This is a genomic window from Pseudomonas sp. Sample_14 (assembly GCF_004307515.1).
GTDB lineage: Bacteria > Pseudomonadota > Gammaproteobacteria > Pseudomonadales > Pseudomonadaceae > Aquipseudomonas > Aquipseudomonas atacamensis.
Window position 1 is genome coordinate 1 of the sequence record NZ_RCOC01000096.1, and the last position, 17,688, is coordinate 17,688.

Annotated in this window: 20 protein-coding genes; 13 read left to right on the top strand and 7 right to left on the bottom strand. The window is 62.3% G+C overall.

What is annotated here, in order from left to right:
* Positions 1-133 precede the first annotated feature (133 nt).
* The gene (locus D8U61_RS24370) at positions 134-787 is read right to left on the bottom strand and encodes a 50S ribosomal protein L11 methyltransferase (RefSeq protein WP_130888585.1); all 654 of its coding nucleotides are present in this window, start codon (positions 785-787) and stop codon (positions 134-136) included.
* Positions 784-1,248 carry a YbaY family lipoprotein gene (locus D8U61_RS24375; protein ID WP_071173724.1) on the bottom strand — a complete coding sequence of 155 codons (465 nt, stop codon included), beginning with the start codon at positions 1,246-1,248 and terminating at the stop codon, positions 784-786. Before D8U61_RS24375 ends, D8U61_RS24370 begins: the two co-directional genes overlap by 4 nt.
* A gap of 128 nt (positions 1,249-1,376) precedes the next feature.
* Between D8U61_RS24375 and nrdR the strand changes: the two genes are divergently transcribed.
* The 12 genes from nrdR to D8U61_RS24435 all read left to right on the top strand — a co-directional run bounded on the left by nrdR (position 1,377) and on the right by D8U61_RS24435 (position 10,092).
* Positions 1,377-1,841 (top strand): transcriptional regulator NrdR, encoded by a 465-nt coding sequence (gene nrdR / locus D8U61_RS24380; protein WP_007910946.1) that lies wholly within the window; start codon positions 1,377-1,379, stop codon positions 1,839-1,841.
* On the top strand, positions 1,838-2,971 hold the full coding sequence (gene ribD / locus D8U61_RS24385) for a bifunctional diaminohydroxyphosphoribosylaminopyrimidine deaminase/5-amino-6-(5-phosphoribosylamino)uracil reductase RibD (RefSeq protein WP_130927819.1): 1,134 nt from the start codon (positions 1,838-1,840) through the stop codon (positions 2,969-2,971). Before nrdR ends, ribD begins: the two co-directional genes overlap by 4 nt.
* Positions 2,972-3,018: 47 nt before the next feature.
* Complete coding sequence (locus D8U61_RS24390; RefSeq protein ID WP_125918213.1) at positions 3,019-3,681, top strand: riboflavin synthase; 663 nt, start codon at positions 3,019-3,021, stop codon at positions 3,679-3,681.
* A gap of 21 nt (positions 3,682-3,702) precedes the next feature.
* The gene (gene ribBA / locus D8U61_RS24395) at positions 3,703-4,794 is read left to right on the top strand and encodes a bifunctional 3,4-dihydroxy-2-butanone-4-phosphate synthase/GTP cyclohydrolase II (protein WP_039761895.1); all 1,092 of its coding nucleotides are present in this window, start codon (positions 3,703-3,705) and stop codon (positions 4,792-4,794) included.
* A gap of 90 nt (positions 4,795-4,884) precedes the next feature.
* Positions 4,885-5,361 (top strand): 6,7-dimethyl-8-ribityllumazine synthase, encoded by a 477-nt coding sequence (ribE, locus tag D8U61_RS24400; RefSeq protein ID WP_003228649.1) that lies wholly within the window; start codon positions 4,885-4,887, stop codon positions 5,359-5,361.
* Complete coding sequence (gene nusB, locus D8U61_RS24405; RefSeq protein ID WP_024014489.1) at positions 5,358-5,858, top strand: transcription antitermination factor NusB; 501 nt, start codon at positions 5,358-5,360, stop codon at positions 5,856-5,858. Before ribE ends, nusB begins: the two co-directional genes overlap by 4 nt.
* 27 nt (positions 5,859-5,885) lie before the next feature.
* On the top strand, positions 5,886-6,851 hold the full coding sequence (thiL, locus tag D8U61_RS24410; RefSeq protein ID WP_130902604.1) for a thiamine-phosphate kinase: 966 nt from the start codon (positions 5,886-5,888) through the stop codon (positions 6,849-6,851).
* Positions 6,848-7,351: a phosphatidylglycerophosphatase A gene (locus D8U61_RS24415; RefSeq protein ID WP_130888587.1), complete on the top strand. Its 504-nt coding sequence runs from the start codon at positions 6,848-6,850 to the stop codon at positions 7,349-7,351. The genes thiL and D8U61_RS24415 overlap by 4 nt, the downstream gene beginning before the upstream one ends.
* Before the next feature lie 25 nt (positions 7,352-7,376).
* Positions 7,377-8,114, top strand: coding sequence for a transporter substrate-binding domain-containing protein (locus D8U61_RS24420; RefSeq protein WP_024014486.1), 738 nt, complete (start codon positions 7,377-7,379; stop codon positions 8,112-8,114).
* Positions 8,115-8,258: 144 nt separating this feature from the next.
* The gene (gene ribA, locus D8U61_RS24425; RefSeq protein ID WP_024014485.1) at positions 8,259-8,876 is read left to right on the top strand and encodes a GTP cyclohydrolase II; all 618 of its coding nucleotides are present in this window, start codon (positions 8,259-8,261) and stop codon (positions 8,874-8,876) included.
* Positions 8,873-9,292 carry an MFS transporter gene (locus D8U61_RS24430; RefSeq protein WP_130927820.1) on the top strand — a complete coding sequence of 140 codons (420 nt, stop codon included), beginning with the start codon at positions 8,873-8,875 and terminating at the stop codon, positions 9,290-9,292. The genes ribA and D8U61_RS24430 overlap by 4 nt, the downstream gene beginning before the upstream one ends.
* Positions 9,292-10,092, top strand: a complete 801-nt coding sequence (locus tag D8U61_RS24435; protein WP_130902606.1) for a cobalamin-binding protein — start codon at positions 9,292-9,294, stop codon at positions 10,090-10,092. The genes D8U61_RS24430 and D8U61_RS24435 overlap by 1 nt, the downstream gene beginning before the upstream one ends.
* A gap of 137 nt (positions 10,093-10,229) precedes the next feature.
* On the opposite strand, the gene D8U61_RS24440 is transcribed toward D8U61_RS24435, so the two are convergent.
* From D8U61_RS24440 to D8U61_RS24460, 5 genes are all read right to left on the bottom strand, one after another.
* Positions 10,230-12,113: a TonB-dependent receptor gene (locus tag D8U61_RS24440; RefSeq protein WP_130927821.1), complete on the bottom strand. Its 1,884-nt coding sequence runs from the start codon at positions 12,111-12,113 to the stop codon at positions 10,230-10,232.
* A gap of 140 nt (positions 12,114-12,253) precedes the next feature.
* Complete coding sequence (dxs, locus tag D8U61_RS24445; RefSeq protein WP_130927822.1) at positions 12,254-14,152, bottom strand: 1-deoxy-D-xylulose-5-phosphate synthase; 1,899 nt, start codon at positions 14,150-14,152, stop codon at positions 12,254-12,256.
* A gap of 91 nt (positions 14,153-14,243) precedes the next feature.
* Entirely contained in the window at positions 14,244-15,131 is an 888-nt protein-coding gene (gene ispA / locus D8U61_RS24450; RefSeq protein WP_024014480.1) for a (2E,6E)-farnesyl diphosphate synthase, read from the bottom strand.
* The gene (locus D8U61_RS24455; protein ID WP_016772991.1) at positions 15,128-15,370 is read right to left on the bottom strand and encodes an exodeoxyribonuclease VII small subunit; all 243 of its coding nucleotides are present in this window, start codon (positions 15,368-15,370) and stop codon (positions 15,128-15,130) included. Before D8U61_RS24455 ends, ispA begins: the two co-directional genes overlap by 4 nt.
* Before the next feature lie 105 nt (positions 15,371-15,475).
* Complete coding sequence (locus tag D8U61_RS24460; RefSeq protein WP_130888591.1) at positions 15,476-16,609, bottom strand: Fic family protein; 1,134 nt, start codon at positions 16,607-16,609, stop codon at positions 15,476-15,478.
* Between the two features lie 278 nt (positions 16,610-16,887).
* On the opposite strand from D8U61_RS24460, the gene D8U61_RS24465 reads away from it, so the two are divergent.
* Positions 16,888-17,679: a DUF2135 domain-containing protein gene (locus D8U61_RS24465; RefSeq protein WP_125925921.1), complete on the top strand. Its 792-nt coding sequence runs from the start codon at positions 16,888-16,890 to the stop codon at positions 17,677-17,679.
* Positions 17,680-17,688 lie beyond the last annotated feature (9 nt).

A 17,688-nucleotide genomic window follows, 5' to 3' on the forward strand; every position in this document is an offset into this window, starting at 1 on the left:
GTGGCCGGAAGCGGGGCGGGTCGAGAGGTGTGTTGCATGGGCGGACGCCTTCGCGAGCAGGCTCGCTCCCACAGGGGATTTTATGAACGACACAGATCCAGTGTGGGAGCGAGCCTGCTCGCGAAGCTTTTAGCTAGCGCCGTGCATGGTAGAGGCTGACATGTCTGAATTCTTCGGGCTCGGCCAGATCGGGGAGGGTCATCGCCTCCAGCATCTCGATCCGTTCATACAACGGATGACGAAAATCCCGCACCCGTGAATCCGCCACCAGCGCTTCGCGTCCGCGACTGAGAAACGCGTCGAGCAACGGCAGATTGGCGCGGTCATACAACACGTCGGCGACCAGAATCAGATCGAAGCGATCGGCCTCGGCAAAGAAATCCGTCGAGTAGCTCATCTGCACTTCGTTGAGCTCGGCGTTCGCCTTGCACGCGGCGATCGCCAACGGATCGAGATCGCAGGCCACCACTTCCAGCGCTCCGGCCTTGACCGCTGCGATGCCGGCGATCCCGGAACCGGCGCCGAAATCCAGCACGCGCTTGCCGCGCACCCAGTCGGGAAACTGTGCCAGATAACGCGCCACGGCCAAGCCGCTGGCCCAGCAAAAACTCCAATACGGCGGTTCATGCAGGATGCGCTGGGTTTCTTCCTGGCTGAATTCGCGGGCCATGTTGTCGCCGTCGATCAGCCACAGCTGCAAATCAGTGCCCGGCAACGCACAGGCTTTCAGTCTGGCGTCGCCGAGCAATTCCCCCAAGGCCTGTTGCAGGTCGAGCGGTGCTGTCATGGCGCTTTGACGAATTGCAGCTGGCCCAAAGCCTGAGTGGTCGGTTGAGTGATGGTCTGCGACGGCAGGTGCAGAATCAGTTGTCCGGACTGGCTGGCGCGACCGCGCAGCTCAACCCGTGCGCCGGCCGGAAATGCCTCGGGGTTGAAGCGCAGATGAAACGGCAGGATCTGGTTGTTGCCGATCAGGCTGGAACTGGCGAGCAATTGTTGCGGGCGATCCTTTTCATCAATCACCAGCAGCGCCAACTCGACTTCGGCGCCGGTTGGCACGCCTTGCAGGGTGCCGCTCAATTCGCGCTGATGCGCTGGCAGCGGGCCGAGTTCGGCGGCCTCTTTGGCTTTTTTCTGCGCCTGTTGCGGCGCGGGGCCCGGCGTCGGCGGTTGCGGCTTGGGTGCGTCGCTGCCACAGGCCACCAGCAGGCTGAAAAGACTGAGCAGAACGAGCGGACGTAACGGCATTGGAGGCTCCGGCAGAATGAATTCCATGGATCAGACGATCATGCCGTTCTGTATACCGCAAAGCCTATGGCTTGTCTTGCCACGGGGATGCGCTACCATGGCCCTCCCATTTTTTGTTGCCAGCCACCATGCACTGTCCCTTCTGCGGTGCCAACGACACCAAGGTCATCGACTCGCGTCTGGTCGCCGAGGGCGAACAGGTGCGCCGTCGGCGTGAATGCCTGGCCTGCGGCGAACGTTTCACGACGTTCGAGACGGCCGAACTGGTGTTGCCGCGCCTGATCAAAACCGACGGCAGCCGCCAACCGTTCGACGAAGAAAAACTCCGCGCCGGCATGCAACGCGCGCTGGAGAAACGTCCGGTCAGCGTCGAGCGCCTCGAATCCTCTCTGGTTCACATCAAGCACAAGCTGCGCGCCACCGGCGAACGCGAGGTCAAATCCCTCGTGGTCGGCGAGCTGGTGATGGCCGAGCTGCAAAAGCTTGATGAAGTCGCCTATATCCGTTTTGCCTCGGTGTACAAGCGCTTCCAGGACCTCAATGAATTCCGCGAAGAGATCGACCGCCTCGCCCGCGAACCGGTGAAAGAATGACCACCGCCGCCGAGCAGGCGATCCTCGACGCCCATTTCATGGCCCGCGCGCTGGAACTGGCGCGCAAAGGCCACTACACCACCCATCCCAATCCGCGAGTCGGTTGCGTGGTGGTGCGTGACGGCCAGATTGTCGGCGAAGGCTGGCATGAGCGCGCCGGCGAACCCCATGCCGAAGTCCACGCCCTGCGCGCCGCTGGCGAGCAGGCCCGGGGGGCGACGGCTTATGTGACCCTCGAACCTTGCAGCCACCACGGGCGCACGCCGCCGTGTGCCGATGCCTTGGTGACCGCTGGCGTTGCCCGGGTCGTGGCGGCGATGCGTGATCCCAATCCGCAGGTCGCCGGGCGCGGTTTGCAGCGCCTGGCCGAGGCTGGTATTGCCACCGAAAGTGGTGTGCTGGAGGCTGAAGCACGCAAGCTCAATCAAGGTTTTCTGAAGCGCATGGAACATGGCTTGCCGTTCGTGCGGGTCAAGTTGGCCATGAGCCTCGACGGGCGCACGGCGATGGAAAGCGGCGAGAGCCAATGGATCACCGGCCCAGCGGCGCGTTCGGCGGTGCAGCGTTTGCGCGCTGAGGCGGCGGTGGTGCTGACCGGCGCCGATACGGTGCTGGCCGATGGCGCACGCTTGACCGTACGCGCGGACGAACTCGGTCTCGACAGCGAGCAAACTGCGCTGGCCATGAGTCGCCCGCCATTGCGCGTATTGATCGATGGCCGCCTGCGGGTGCCGCTGGATGCGCCGTTCTTCAAGGCCGGGCCGGCGCTGGTGGCCACCTGTGTAGCGGTCGAGGAGCAATACGCCAACGGCCCGGAATGCCTGATCGTCCCGAGTGACGACGGCCAGGTCGATCTGCATCAATTGCTTATCGAACTGGCCAGCCGTGGCACCAACGAGGTGCTGGTCGAGGCCGGGCCGCGTCTGGCCGGTGCCTTTGCGCAACTGGGGCTGGTCGACGAATTCGTGATCTTCATTGCCGGCAAATTCCTCGGCTCCACGGCGCGTCCGCTGCTCGACTGGCCGCTGGCGCAGATGAAAGATGCGCCGGAGCTGAAAATCACTGAAATCCGCGCGGTGGGCGATGACTGGCGAGTCACTGCGATCCCTGTCCCTTCGGCCCGCGTATAATTCCCGGCCATTGCGTTAGCGCTGGCCTCGTTCTCAAGGAGAACCCCATGTTCACCGGCATCATCGAATCCATCGGCAGTATCCGCGCACTGACCCCAAAGGGCGGTGATGTACGGGTGCACGTCGCAACCGGCAAGCTCGATATGAGTGACGTCAAACTCGGCGACAGCATCGCGGTCAACGGCGTTTGCCTGACCGCAGTCGAGTTGCCGGGCGACGGCTTTGCCGCCGACGTCAGCCGCGAAACCCTCGATTGCACCGCCATGAATGACCTGAAAAGCGGCAGCCCGGTCAATCTGGAAAAAGCCCTGACCCCGACCACTCGCCTTGGCGGGCATCTGGTCAGCGGTCACGTCGACGGCGTCGGTGAAGTGGTCTCGCGCAGCGACAATGCCCGCGCCGTGGAATTTCGCATCCGTGCGCCGAAAGAGCTGGCCAAGTACATCGCCCACAAAGGCTCGATTACCGTCGACGGCACCAGCCTGACCGTGAACGAAGTCGATGGCGCCGAATTCATGCTGACGATCATTCCGCACACCCTCAGCGAAACCATCATGGCTTCATACAAGCCGGGCCGCCGGGTGAATCTGGAAGTCGACCTGCTGGCGCGTTATCTGGAGCGTCTGCTGCTGGGCGACAAAGCCGCCGAAAAGACCGCCGGCAGCACCATCACCGAAAGCTTTCTGGCCCAAAACGGCTACCTCAAATAATTCAAAAGAAGGGGGTGCCTTGTGGCGCTCAATAGCATCGAAGAACTGGTTGAAGACATCCGCCAAGGCAAGATGGTCATCCTCATGGATGACGAAGACCGCGAGAACGAAGGCGACCTGATCATGGCCGCCGAATGCTGCCAGGCCGAACACATCAACTTCATGGCCAAGCACGCCCGTGGCCTGATCTGCATGCCGATGAGCCGCGAGCGCTGCGAACTGTTGAAGCTGCCCCTGATGGCGCCGCGCAACGGTTCCGGTTTCGGCACCAAGTTCACCGTTTCGATCGAAGCTGCCGAAGGCGTGACCACCGGCATCTCCGCCGCTGACCGCGCGCGCACCGTGCAAGCGGCTGCCGCCAAAGACGCCAAGGCTGAAGACATTGTCAGCCCGGGTCACATTTTCCCGCTGATGGCGCAGGCCGGCGGCACCCTCGCTCGCGCCGGCCACACCGAAGCCGCCTGCGACCTGGCGCGCATGGCCGGTTTCGAGCCGAGCGGAGTGATCTGCGAAGTGATGAACGACGACGGCACCATGTCCCGTCGCGCTGAACTCGAAGCATTCGCCGCTGAACACAACATCAAGATCGGCACCATCGCCGACCTGATTCACTACCGGATGATCCACGAACGTACCGTTCAGCGGATTGCCGAGCAGCCGCTGGATAGCGAACTGGGCCAATTCAACCTGGTGACCTATCGTGATTCGGTGGAAGGCGACGTGCACATGGCCCTGACGCTGGGCACTGTCTGCGCTGAAGAACCAACACTGGTTCGCGTGCACAACATGGACCCGCTGCGCGACCTGCTGATGGTCAAGCAACCCGGTCGCTGGAGCCTGCGCGCCGCCATGGCTGCGGTCGCCGAGGCCGGCAGCGGTGTGGTGCTGCTGCTCGGTCACCCGCTTGATGGTGACGTGCTGCTGGCGCATATCCGTGAAACCGGTGAGCAGGCAGCGCCGAAAAAACCGACCACCTACAGCATTGTCGGGGCCGGTTCGCAGATCCTGCGTGACCTCGGCGTGCGCAAAATGCGCTTGATGTCGGCACCAATGAAATTCAATGCGATATCCGGTTTCGATCTGGAAGTTGTAGAATACGTGCCCTCCGAATAATGACCGGCTGTTTCCGGACTCCGATTCGCGGCAAATAATCACTGAGGGGCGCGTAGCAGACGCGTCCCGGCTCTTTAAGAGAACTGACGAATGACCCTGAAGACCATCGAAGGTACCTTCATCGCCCCCAAAGGCCGCTACGCTCTGGTAGTGGGCCGCTTCAACAGCTTCGTGGTTGAAAGCCTGGTCAGCGGTGCCGTTGATGCCCTGGTTCGCCACGGCGTGAGCGAAAGCGACATCACCATCATCCGCGCACCGGGCGCCTTCGAAATCCCGCTGGTTGCGCAGAAAGTCGCCCAGAAAGGCGAGTTCGCAGCGATCATCGCCCTCGGCGCGGTCATTCGTGGCGGTACTCCGCACTTCGAATACGTGGCTGGCGAGTGCACCAAAGGCCTGGCCCAGGTCTCCATGGAATTCGGCGTACCGGTCGCGTTCGGCGTGCTGACCGTCGACTCCATCGAGCAAGCCATCGAACGTTCCGGCACCAAGGCCGGTAACAAAGGTGCCGAAGCTGCCCTGTCCGCTCTGGAAATGGTCAGCCTGCTGGCGCAGTTGGAGGCCAAGTGATTAGCGACGAAAGCGATCGTTTCAACCCACGCGATCCGAAACCTGCGGATGCCGGCAAGCCGTCGAAGAGCGCCAAGCGTCGCGAAGCCCGTCAGCTCGCGACTCAAGCGCTGTACCAGTGGCACATGGCCCGGCAATCGCTGAACGAGATCGAAGCGCAGTTTCGCGTTGATAACGATTTCACCGATGTCGACGGCGCCTACTTCCGTGAAATCCTTCACGGGGTTCCGCAGTTCAAGACCGAAATCGACACTGCCCTGACGCCTTGCCTGGATCTGGCGATCGAAGAGCTCGACCCGGTTGAACTGGCGGTTCTGCGCCTGTCGACCTGGGAACTGCTCAAGCGCGTCGACGTGCCATACCGCGTCGTGATCAACGAAGGTATCGAGCTGGCCAAAGTGTTCGGTTCGACCGACGGCCACAAGTTCGTCAACGGCGTGCTCGACAAGCTGGCCCCGCGCCTGCGTGAAGCTGAAGTGAAGGCGTTCAAGCGCTGATCGGCGCTTGAATACTTTATCTCGGCCATGGGCGAGTTTGAGCTGATCCGCAATTTCTTCGCCGCCGCGCCTTGTGCGCAGGGCGGCGAAGGCGTTGCTCTGGGGATCGGCGACGACTGCGCCTTGCTGGCGGTTCCCACTGGGGAACAGCTGGCGGTTTCTACCGATACGCTGGTGGCCGGTGTGCATTTCGCCGACCCCTGCGATCCGTTTCTGCTCGGTCAGCGCTCGCTGGCCGTCGCGGTCAGTGACCTGGCCGCCATGGGCGCCGCGCCCGTTGCCTTTACCCTTGCCCTGACCTTGCCGACGGTGACTGCCGATTGGCTGCAAGCCTATGCCCGGGGTTTGAACCGCATGGCGCAAAGCTGCGGCGTCGCGCTGGTCGGCGGCGATACCACGCGCGGACCGTTGAGCCTGACGGTCACCGTGTTCGGCCGCGTACCCGCTGGCCAGGCCTTGACCCGCAGCGGTGCGCAGGCCGGTGATCTGCTCTGCGTCGGCGGCGAACTGGGCAATGCAGCCGGCGCCTTGCCGCTGGTTTTGGCTCAACGTGATGCCGAAGCGCATATCGCCCAGCCGCTGCTCGAGCATTACTGGTCGCCACAACCGCAACTGGCGCTCGGTCAGGCCCTGCGCGGCAAGGCCACGGCGGCACTGGATATCTCTGACGGCCTGCTCGCCGATTGCGGACATATCGCGCTGGCGTCGAAGGTGCGACTTGAGATTGAACGCGAGCGTGTACCGTTGTCGGATGCTTTAGTCGCGTTTCTCGGCCAGCGCGGTGCCGAGCGCGCGGCATTGAGCGGTGGTGATGATTACGTACTGGCCTTCACCTTGCCGTCCGCCGAGTTGCCGGCACTGCTGGCCGACGGCTGGCCGATTCATGTGATCGGCCGTGTGCTGCCGGGCCAGGGCGTGCTGCTGCTGGACCGCGACGGGCGCGACATCACTCCGCAGATTCGCGGCTACCAACATTTTCAGGAGACACCGTGACAGATCACCCGAAACAGGTCCCTGCCGAATTCGTGCCTCCTTCGGTCTGGCGCAATCCGTGGCATTTCCTCGCGTTCGGCTTCGGCTCCGGGACCTTGCCAAAAGCGCCGGGCACGTGGGGCTCGCTGGTGGCGCTGCCGTTCATTCCGCTGTGGCAGATGCTGCCCGACTGGGGCTACTGGCTGATGCTCGGCATCACCATGCTGTTCGGCTTCTGGCTGTGCGGCAAAGTCGCTGACGATTTGCGCGTGCACGACCACGAAGGCATTGTCTGGGACGAAATGGTCGGCATGTGGATCACCCTGTGGCTGGTGCCGGAAGGCTGGTACTGGTTGCTCGCGGGTTTTCTGGTGTTCCGCTTCTTCGATATCCTCAAGCCGTGGCCGATCCGCTGGATCGACAAGCACGTGCATGGCGGCGTCGGCATCATGCTCGACGACGTGCTGGCCGGTGTGTTCGCCTGGCTGGCGATGCAAGGGCTGGTATGGGCATTCGCCTGATTCGACTCACGTGAGGAACCACGCAATGCTGCGACGCGGGTTGGCGCTGCTGCTTCTGGCTCTGCTGGGCACGTTCGCCCACGCGCAGGCCGCCGCGCCTGTGCCTGGGGTGATCCATCTGGCCAGCGAAGACTGGGAGGATTACACCGCCGCCGATGGTCACGGTCTGGCCTGGGACGTGTTGCGCAAAGTGTTCGAGCCGGCCGGGGTCAAGCTGGACATCCGCACGGTGCCGTACACCCGTTCGATCGGGCTGGTGCAGTTGAAGGAAGTCGACGCGCTGGTCGGCTCCTACCGCGACGAAGCCGAGCACGTGCTGTACCCGCAATCGAAGTTCGATTCTGATCACATCTACGCGCTGGGCCTGGCGAGCAGCCCGCCGCCGACCCAGGCGACCTTGGGCAAATATCGGTTGGCCTGGGTGCGCGGCTACCGCTACGAAAACTACTTGCCGAACATCCAGCGCTTCAACCAGATCGAACGACGTACCGGCATTCTGCTGATGCTCAAGCAGGGCCGGGCGGATTACTACATCGATGCGCTGACCGAGATTGAAGCGGTCGTGCGCGATGCCGCGGATCCAGCGCAGTATCGCTATTCGCATCTGGCTGAGTTGCCGCTGTTTCTCGGTTTCGCCGATACCCCACAGGCTCGCGCGTTGATGGCGCTGTATGACCGGCGCATGGCGGAGCTGGTCAAGAGCGGAGAGTTGAAGCCGGTCTTCGAGAAGTGGCAGCAGCCGTATCCGTTTGATCCAAAATGATCACAATGTCCTGTGGGAGCGTATGGCAGCTGTCATCAAACTTTTTGATAGTTATGCCCGATAATTCAGCCTAAGCGTCCACAGGAACCTGCTGTTACAATGCCCGCCTGCGAATTTTCAGTCTTCTAGATCAGGAGCACATCGGTGCCTGTCGTCTTCGTCGCCGCTTCCAAGCTGCCAACGCCTTTTGCGCAATTCACCATGCACGGCTTTCTCGATGAGAGCACCGGGCGTGAGCACGTCGTGCTGAGCCTCGGTGAAATTGCCGATGGCGCCCCGGTACTCGGTCGCCTGCATTCCGAATGCCTGACCGGCGATGCCTTGTTCAGCCAGCGTTGCGACTGCGGCTCGCAATTAGAGGCAGCTTTGCAGGCGATTGCGCGCGAAGGCCGCGGCGTGCTGCTGTATCTGCGTCAGGAAGGGCGCGGCATCGGTCTGCTGAACAAGATCCGCGCTTACGAGTTGCAGGACGGCGGCGCCGATACCGTGGAAGCCAACGAGCGTCTGGGCTTTGCCGCCGATCAGCGCGACTACGCCATGTGCCTGCCGATGCTTGAGCATCTGGGCGTGAAATCCCTGCGCCTGATGACCAACAACCCGCGCAAGGTCAAAGCGCTGACCGATATGGGCATCGTCGTCGCCGAGCGCGTGCCGCTGCACACCGGGCACAATCCGCACAACAAACTCTATCTGGCGACCAAGGCCAGCAAGCTCGACCACATGATGGGCAACGAACATCAGGGCGAGGTCGACCGCGCGTGACCCGTGGCCAGGTGCGGCGGCGGTTGGCGGTGGCCTGGTGGCAATACCTGGCGCTGGCGCTGTTGCCGCTGTTCGTGCTCAACGCGCTGTTCGGTGAAGGCCAGGGCCTGCTGCCAGTGCTGGCAATGCCTTTGTTCATCGCCGGCGTCGCCTCGATGTTTGTCAGCCTGAAGTATTTCGCCCGCTACAAACACGCCCTGATCGCCACGCAAAAAGCCCTCGATACCGCCGAAGAACCCGCCGCCTGGATTGCCCTTGCGGCGCGTCGGCGTACGGCGTTGCTGGTAGCGTCCTTGCCGGCCTGGATTGGCGCACTGGCGGTATTCGTCGGCCTCGAAGCCGTGCCGTTGATGTTGCTGGCGCTGTCCACCGCCGTGCTGTTCTACCTCTATCATATTCCGCGTCAACTCGGCTGATGCATCGCCTGTGGCTGGCGGTTCTGCTGCTCGCCCTGAGCAGCCCGGCGCTGGCCGCACTGCGTGTGGTCAGCCTCGCCCCCTCACTGTCTGAAATCGTCGTTGAACTGGATTCCGCTGACCTGCTGGTCGGCGTACTGGATGCGGGCGAGCGGCCGGCGGCGATAGCGGATGTTCCATCAGTGGGCCGCTACGGCCAGCTCGACATGGAGCGCTTGCTCAGCCTGAAACCGGATTTGCTGCTGCTCTGGCCCGGCAGTGTTGGCGCGGGGCAGCGTGATCAGCTCAAGCACCTGAACATTCCGACCTTCGTCGCCGAACCGCACACGTTGGCGCAACTCGCGGCGCAGATCGAAGCCATTGCCAAACAGCTCGGGCGTCCTGAACGCGGGGCGAAACGGGCGGCCGAATTGCGCAAACAACTGGATGACCTTCGTCAGCGTTATAGCCGTGACGAACCGCTGCGGGTTTTCTATCAAGTCTGGGACAAACCGCTATACACCGTCGGTGGCGGGCAGATCATCAGCGATGCGCTTGAAGTGTGCGGTGCGCGCAATGTGTTTGCCGAGCTGAATCTGCCGGCGCCGCAGGTGAGTATCGAGGCGGTGTTGCAGCGTGATCCGGAAGTGATTGTCGCCGGTGATCAGGCGCAGCTAGGGGCGTGGAAGACCTGGCCGCAGGTGGCGGCGGTCAGGCAGGGGAGACTGATATTGGTCACTGACAAAGGCCTTGAGCGACCGAGCGGGCAGATGATCAGCGCCACCGCCAAACTATGCCAATTGATCGCGCCGGATCGGTAGACCGCATCGCCTGTATTCGCGAGCAGGCTCGCTCCCACACTGGATTTTCGCTGAAAACAAACTGTGTGGCCGCACTCAGTCTACTGTGGGAGCGAGCCTGCTCGCGAAGAGGTCAGCCAGCCAATACAAATCTCAGCTCAGAGTTCAGGGGTCCACGTCACCCCGAACATCCACGCCCGACCTTCCTCGCGATAGCCATACTGCGCGCCGTCATAGCTGTAATTCGCCCGGCTGTAGCCCTTGTCCAGCAAGTTATCCACCTTCAGATCCAGCTTGATCTCACGGTTCAGCGCCCAACTGCTGCGCAGCCCGAGCGTGCCGTAGCCACCCAGCGACTGGGTGTTGTTCAAGTCGTCGTAACTGCCGCTGACCAATTGCCAACTGGCGCCGAGTCCCAAGCGATCAAACTGCCGATCCACATCCCAACTGGCCGTGCGCCGCGCCCGTCGCGCCAGCGTATGCCCGGTATCGCGATCACGTGGATCAATGATCGCTACGCCAAGATTGCTCTGCCAGCCAAACAGCTCGTGCTTCAGTGCCGCTTCAAAGCCATTGATCCGCGCTGACGCAACGTTCTGTGGGCGTGAGTTGCTGCCGAAGATGATCGCGTCTTCCAGGTCGGCACGGTAAATCGAGGCTTCCAGCCGCGCGCTGTCGCTCAACTGGCTGCGCCATTGCAGTTCGTAGCTTTTCGAAGTTTCCGGTTTCAGGTCGGGATTGCTGAAATCCGGGTAGTACAGGTCGTTGAAGGTCGGCGCGCGGAACCCTTCGCTGTAGCTCAGCAGCACGTCGTTGTCCGGGTTCAGCGGCAGGGTGAAAGTGCCGCTCCAAGTGTTCTGGCTGCCGAACTGCTGGTTGTCGTCGTGGCGCAGGCCGATCTCGGTGGAGAAACTGTCGGCCTGATAGCGATGCTGGATGAACGCGGCGCGATTCCAGCGGCTGTCCTCGTCAAACGCAGTGCTGCTGTTGACCCGGTCTTCGTACCAGTCGCCGCCCAGAATCAGGCTGTTGCGCGCGTCCAGCGTCAGGTCGTTCTGCCAGTTCACCGAGTCGCGATAGGTGTTGAACACCGTGCGCTCGTCGCTGAGCTTGTCGAAGGTCTTTTCGCGGTTTTCGCTGTGGCCGAATTCGATGCGGGTTTTCCAGGTTTCGTTGACCCGCGCATCGACATAACTGCTGATGCTGCTGACATTGAAATCACTGTATGGCTGCTGTTGCACCGACTCGAAAGTGTCCATGTCGAAGCGGCCGAACGGGTTGTCGAATTCGCTCCTGCCACGGTTATCCAGCAGATTGGCGCCGACTTCGACGTCATCGGTCAGCGCGTGGCTGAGGCTCAGGCTCAGGGATTTGTTGCGGTAGGCGTCATGGTCGCTGTCGCTTGGATACGACTCGTGGGTACGGTCGATTCCGGCCGTTTCGTCGAGGCTGGCGCCGAGGTTGAAGCGGGTTTTCTCGTCGCCGCCGGACAAGCCGAGGCTGCGTTCCCATGTCTGCTGACTGCCAAAGCCCAGATGCAGGCGTGGCTGCAAGCCTTGCTCGGTGCCGCGCCGGGTGAAGATCTGGATCACCCCGCCAATCGCGTCGCTGCCGTAAATCACCGAGCGTGAACCGCGCAGCACTTCGACGCGCTCGATCTGCTCGATGTTCAGATGTTGCAGGTTGCTGTCGCCGGAAGTCGAGTTACCGATGCGCTGGCCATCGACCAGCACCAGGCTCTGCGCCGATTGCGTGCCGCGAATGTAGATCCCCGGCAGACTGCCGCGCCCGCCGGTCTGCGCCACTTGCACGCCGGGCACGCGCCGCAGCAGATCGGGCACGTCGCTTGGTTGCAGGCGATCGATGTCTTCGCGGGTGAACACGGTGTTGGCGGCGCTGCTGTCGTTGCGCGCTTCGACCTGACGATTGGCGCTGATCAGCGTGTCCGGCAGCTTCAGCGCCTGATCGCGTTCGAATGTATCGGCAAGGGCGCTGGCGGTTGGCAGCAGGAGGAAGGGCAGGGCGAGGCGCGAGAGGTTCATGGACAGTCCAACGGGAGTTTCAGGTGTACACAAATCAAATGTGGGAGCGAGCCTGCTCGCGAAGGCGGTGTATCAGTCAGTTCGTCTTTGACTGACAGTCCGCTTTCGCGAGCAGGCTCGCTCCCACAAGGGTATTGCGTTTATTGGGCGAGCAATGCCAGGCGCTGGCGAATCGACGCTTCGATCCCGGCCTCATCCAGCCCGCACTCGGCAAGCATCTGTGCCGGTTTCGCATGCTCGACGTAAATGTCCGGCAAGCCCAGATGCAGCATCGACTTGAGGATGTTTTCGCGGGCGAGAAACTCGCTGACCGCGCCACCGGCGCCGCCCATGATCGCGTTCTCTTCGATGGTCACCAGCAACTCGTGGCTAGCGGCGATCTCGCGCACCAGCGCTTCATCCAGCGGTTTGACGAAACGCATGTCGACCACGGTGGCATCGAGTTTCTCGGCGACTTTCAAGGCTTCGCTCAGTTGCACGCCGAACACCAGCATGGCGACCTTGCTGCCCTGACGACGGACAATGCCCTTGCCGATTTCGATCGCTTCGAGATCTTTTTCGATGACTGCATTCGGCCCGCTGCCGCGTGGGTAACGCACTGCCGCCGGGCCGTTGTAGAGGTGGCCGGTGGTGAGCATCTTGCGCAGTTCGTTTTCATCGCTCGGGGTCATGATGAGCATGCCCGGGATGCAGCGCAGGTACGACAGGTCGTAGCTGCCAGCGTGGGTCGGGCCGTCTTCGCCGACCAGGCCGGCACGGTCGATGGCGAACAGCACGTCGAGGTTCTGCACGGCGACATCGTGTACCAGTTGGTCGTAACCGCGTTGCAGGAATGTCGAATAGATCGCCACCACCGGTTTCGCGCCTTCGCAGGCCATGCCGGCGGCGAACGTTACCGCGTGCTGCTCAGCAATCGCCACGTCGAAATAACGCTCGGGGAAGCGCTCGCTGAACGCCACCAGATCCGAGCCTTCCTTCATCGCCGGGGTAATTCCGACCAGACGAGCGTCAGCCGCCGCCATGTCACACAGCCACTCGCCAAACACCGCCGAATACTTCGGCCCGCTGACGGCTTTCGGCGCAGCGGCGGGAGCGTCCAGAGGTTCGAGTTTGGTGATGGCGTGGTAACCGATCGGGTCGACTTCCGCCGGGGCGAAGCCTTTGCCTTTCTTGGTGACGATGTGCAGGAACTGCGGGCCTTTGAGATCGCGCATGTTGCGCAGCGTGGCGATCAGGGTCGGCAGATCGTGGCCGTCGATCGGGCCGATGTAATTCCAGCCCAGCTCTTCGAACAGGGTGCCAGGGACCAGCATGCCCTTGGCATATTCTTCGGTGCGACGGGCGATTTCCCACGCACCGGGCAGGCGCGAAAGGACTTTCTTGCTGCCCTCGCGCATGCTCGCGTAGGTGCGGCTGGACAGGATCTTCGCCAGATAATTCGACAACCCGCCGACGTTGCGCGAGATCGACATGTCGTTGTCGTTGAGGATCACCAGCATGTTGGCGTTGACTTCCGGCGCATGGTTGAGCGCCTCGAAAGCCATGCCGGCGGTCAGCGCGCCGTCGCCGATCACGGCGATAGCCTTGCGGTCGCTGTCCTGCAGACGGGCGGCAATGGCCATGCCCAGCGCAGCGCTGATCGAGGTGCTGGAGTGGCCGACGCCGAAGGTGTCGTACTCGCTCTCGGAGCGGCGCGGGAACGCGGCAATGCCGTCCTTCTGACGCAGGCTGGCCATGCGCTCGCGGCGACCGGTGAGGATCTTGTGCGGATACGCCTGATGCCCGACGTCCCACAGCAGACGGTCGTCCGGGGTGTCGAAAACGTAATGCAGCGCGATGGTCAGCTCGATCACGCCCAGGCCGGCACCGAAATGCCCACCGGTCTGGCCGACCGTGTAGAGCAATTCCAGGCGCAACTCATCGGCCAGGGTTTCCAGCTCGGCTTCGCCTAACCGGCGCAGGCCGTCCGGCGTGTTCGCGCGGTCGAGCAGGGGCGTGGTCGGGCGCTTGCGGGGAATCTCATGAAACGTCGTGGGCATCAGGCGAATCGTTATAGGTATAAAAGATGCGGCAGTTTACCTGATGCATCGCCCCCTGCCCACGCGTTGGTCTTTTTTGGCCGATACGCCGTCAGTTGCGTCGCTCGACGATATACCGCGCCAGCTCGCGCAACGGCTCGGCGGCCGCGTCAAACGGTCGCAGCGCCTGCAGAGCCTGATCGCGCAGTTCCAGAGCGTAGGCCTTGGCGGCGTCGAGGCCGAGCAGGGCCGGGTAGGTCGGCTTGTCGCGGGCGATATCGGCGCCCTGGCGTTTGCCGAGGGTCGCGGTATCGCTTTCCACGTCGAGGATGTCGTCCTGCACCTGAAAGGCCAGGCCGATGGCCTGTGCATAAGTCTGCAACGCCTGAAGCTGATCAGGCTGGGCGCGGCCGCTGGCCAGGGCACCAAGCTTGACGCTGACCTCAATCAGCGCGCCGGTCTTGTGCCGGTGCATTTGTTCGAGGGCTGTTTGATCGAGCTTGAGACCGACCGAACCCAGATCGATGGCCTGACCACCGACCATGCCCGCCGGACCGGCTGCATGGGCCAGCGCCGTGACCATCTGCAGACGGATGTCGCTGCTGCAATCGCTCAGGCGCGGATCGAGCAGGGCGCTGAAGGCCAGGCTCTGCAAGCCGTCACCGGCGAGGATCGCGCAGGCTTCGTCGAATTTCTTGTGGGTCGTCGGCTGGCCGCGACGCAGATCGTCATCGTCCATCGCCGGCAAATCGTCATGCACCAGCGAGTAGGCGTGGATCAACTCGACCGCACAGGCCGCGCCGCTGGCCTGTTCAGCCTTTGCGCCGAGGGCTTCGCACGCCGCGTAAGCCAGCAACGGGCGCACGCGCTTGCCGCCGTTCATCACGCTGTAGCGCATCGCTTCGTAGAGCCGCGCCAGTTCCGGCAGCGGTGCGTTGAACAGCGTTTCCAGCGCCGCGTTGACCCGGGCCTGACTGCTCGCCGAATACGCCGCGATCATTCTGGCTCATCCGCGTCGAAGGGTTCCTCGGCGAGCTCGCCATCGCGCTCCAGCAGCACCTGCACTTTCTGCTCGGCCTGGGCCAGCGCCGCCTGGCAGTCACGGGTCAGGCCGATGCCCTGCTCGAAAGCGGTCAGCGAGTCTTCTAGCGACAATTCACCGTTCTCCAGACGCTCGACCAGTGTTTGCAGGTCGGCGAGGGATTGTTCGAAATCCAGTGCAGCTTTTTTGCGGGCCATGGCGGCAAATTCCGGTAGACGTTAAACCGGCGCGACACTAGCAGATAGGGGGGGTATGGGCAAATGAGCGGGCCGTCGCCAAGCCTCTCCATAACGGTCGGCGAGTCAATCCGGATAGTTGATTTTGTAACGCGTACTGCGTCCGCCGCCCGGCAGGCGTTGCAGGCAGCCCTTGTCCAGCAACTCCGCCAGATGCCGCGTCGCGGTGGCTTTGGATACTTTCGCAACCGCTTGATATTGCCCTGCGCTGAGGCCCTGTTCGAAACCGCGCTCACCGCCATCGAGCAAGCGATTGAGCACTTTGATCTGCTCCGCTGAAAGGTCGGATTCGCGGTGCGCCTGCCAGAAGCGAGTCTTGCCCAACACCGAATCTATCCGGGTGATGGCTTGCTGCAGGCTGCGCAGCAGTGTCTGCAAAAACCAGCTCAGCCATTCGGTGATATCGAGCGTGGCCTTTTGGCTCGACTCCAGAATCCGGTAATAGCCGGCGCGATCCTCGAGAATGCTTGCGGACATCGCGTAGAAGCGGATCGCCTGCGCTTCGCCTTGCGCCAGCGCCAGATCGGTGATTGTGCGGGTCAGACGACCGTTGCCGTCGTCGAAAGGGTGCAGAGTGACAAACCAGAAATGCGCGATGCCTGCGCGTAACAGCGGATCCAGCGAAACCTGATCGCGGCTGGCTTCGAACCAGCTCAAAAAACGCTCAATTTGCTGTTCCAGCCCTTGGCGCGGTGGCGCCTCAAAGTGAACCGTTGGCCGGTCGAGTCGTCCGGACACCACCTGCATCGGTTCGTCGCCGCGCAAGGTACCGACGAGTATTGGCCGCGCGCTGAACATCGCTTCCTCGGCGGGGAAAAGCCAGGTGTGCCATTCCAGCAATCGGGCCAGGGTCAGCGGCTCGTCGAAGCCATGGGTGGCATCGAGCATCAATTGCGCCAAGCCCTCGCTACGCTGGCTGACGCTATCGCGATCAACCCATTCCAGACCCAGGCGCCGGGCCAGAGAAGAACGCACGGAGCCGACATTCAGTTGCTCACCTTCGATGGCGGAGGAGGTGACGATGTTCTGAAGCAACGCATCGAGCTCGCTCTGTGCGCTCATCGAATCGCCCACTGAGCCGGCCATTCCCAAGAGTCGGCCCTGCGTCTGCACGCACTCGCGCAGCAGCGGGGCGAGGCGCTCTGCTTGCCAGTTGAAGTCGGGCCAATCGGGTTGTTGCCAGATCCAGTGTGCGGTCATTGATCACCTGTCATAGAAGCGTGAGCCGAATAAAAACGCTATTCGGCTCATTTGGTGAGCCGAATATGCCGGCTATTCGGCTCATCGTCTACCCGGATGGCGAGATTCCTACAGCAATCACACATGTATCCGATTGTTAAAAAACTGCCGAATCGCTACTCTTCGCGGCTTCTACGGCCCCGACAGTTGCGGGGTATTCAGACGAAACGCAGTTCACCGCTGTGAAGTACCGAGGATCGGGTGCAAGGTTTCGTTCAAGGCATGGCAGGAGGCGTCACATGCGTTCATTTCTTTTGCTGCTGATCGGCCTCGCCTGCGCGCCTGCGCTGTGGGCCGCGCCGACTGCGCAGTTGTCCGAGCCGGTCGGCGGTTGGCGTTATCACGGCCTGCTCGATCGTTCGGAAAATCCGCAGGTCGCCTACCCGACGCCGCCGATCGATCGCGGCATTCAGCGCAATCGCACGATGATCCAGGGCCAGCTCAAAGCCCTCGGGCACATGCGTCCGCCGCACAGCCTCGCCGTCAACGGCAATCCATTGAATCTGTACACCGATGACCAGGGGCGTTTTGCCCGGCCTTACGTCTTCGGCGCCGGCTCCAACAGCGTCGAAGTGATCAGCGCCGAGGGCCAGTCGCTCAAGCGCGTGCAATTTTATGAAGCAAATAATCTGCGCACGCCGGCGAAGATTCGTCTTGTCTTGGGATGGGACGACCCGAAAGCCGAGCTGGATCTGCATATTGTCACCCCCGACGGTCAGCATGCCTTTTGGGCACGGCCGGCGCTGAGCAATGGCGGCGGCCTCGACCCGGATGGTGTCGACGGCCCCGGCCCGGAAATGTTCACCATGACCGCGCCGCTGCACGGCACGTATCTGGTCTACGTCAACTATTGGGGCAACTACGGCGATGGTGGCTATAACTTCGAGGAAACCAGTAATCAGAACGAGGTGATCACCTCGCAGATCACCCTGGTGCTCAACGAAAACACCGTCGACGAAAAACGCGAAACCTTCATCGTGCCCCTGCGGGCGATCGGTGATCTGCTGCTGGTCAAGACTTTCAACTATTAAGCATCCCGC